The organism is Pseudomonas sp. P5_B2 (assembly GCF_056400445.1).
On sequence record NZ_JBFULH010001143.1, the window covers coordinates 1 to 948 of the forward strand.

The following is a 948-nucleotide window of genomic DNA, read 5'->3' on the forward strand; positions in this document are numbered from 1 at the left end:
GGACTACGCCCAGGAACACCCTTGGACTACAGCCGGTGTTGCCGTGGGTGCGTTGGGCCTTCTCGCGGCCTACCTGCTGTGTAAACGCGGGAACTAATCMGCTGGGTGCAGCTCGTTCTTGAGCCACTTCGCCAGTTGCCGAGCCCGCCCGTCCGCGGCACGCTTGGGTAGCCACAACGCCAGTTGCGCCGGGGTTTCACTGAAGCCCCATGGCGCAACCAGGCGACCGGCCTTGACGTCTTCGGCCACCAGCGGCTCAGGTGCAATCGCCACCCCCAGACCGGCCACTGCGGCTTCCAGCAAATAATACAAATGCTCAAAACCCTGACCGTACTTCAACGCCTTGGCATCGAGGCCGCTTTGCTGTGCCCAGCTCGGCCACGCCTGGGGGCGCGATGTGGTGTGCAGCAATGGTTCTTTCAGCAGCGCTATGGTGGGTGCGCCTTGCAACTTTTCGTAGCCGGCGAATCGCGGGCTCATGACCGGGCCGATCCGTTCGCTGGTTAATTCATAGACCTGCATGTCCGCCGGCCATGGCGGTTCTGCAAACACCAGTAATGCATCGAGCCCTGGCCGACGCGGATCGAGATCGCCTTCCCCGGCTGACAGGTGCAGACGCAAGTCCGGCAGGTCCGCATTCAGCCGTCCCAGACGTGGGATAAACCAGCGCGCGAGCAGACTTCCCGAGCAGCCGAGCACGAAGGGCGCATCGGCGGTGCTTTGCGTCAGCTCTGCACATACCGTGCGTAACCGTTCGAACGCTTCGCCGCTGGCTTCGCGCAACCGGACGCCGGCATCTGTGAGTTTAAGGCCGCGGCCTTCCTTGACGAACAGGCTGACGCCGAGGTGTTCTTCGAGTACCTTCAGCTGCCGGCTGACCGCGCCATGGGTGACGTGCAGCTGTTCGGCGGCCTGACTGACGCTGTTCAGTCGGGCAGTGGCTTCGAA

The 948-nt window shown here is 63.3% G+C and carries 2 protein-coding genes; one reads left to right on the forward strand and one right to left on the reverse strand.

The genetic code is table 11. From position 1 onward, the window contains the following. Nucleotides 1-97 (forward strand): DUF883 C-terminal domain-containing protein (locus tag AC1DRJ_RS29755; protein ID WP_477805276.1); only part of this gene is annotated, 97 nt, incomplete at its 5' end. On the opposite strand, the gene AC1DRJ_RS29760 is transcribed toward AC1DRJ_RS29755, so the two are convergent. Further along, on the reverse strand, nucleotides 94-948 hold an 855-nt coding region (locus AC1DRJ_RS29760; protein WP_477805275.1), incomplete at its 5' end, for a LysR family transcriptional regulator. The two genes, AC1DRJ_RS29755 and AC1DRJ_RS29760, sit on opposite strands and share 4 nt — an antisense overlap.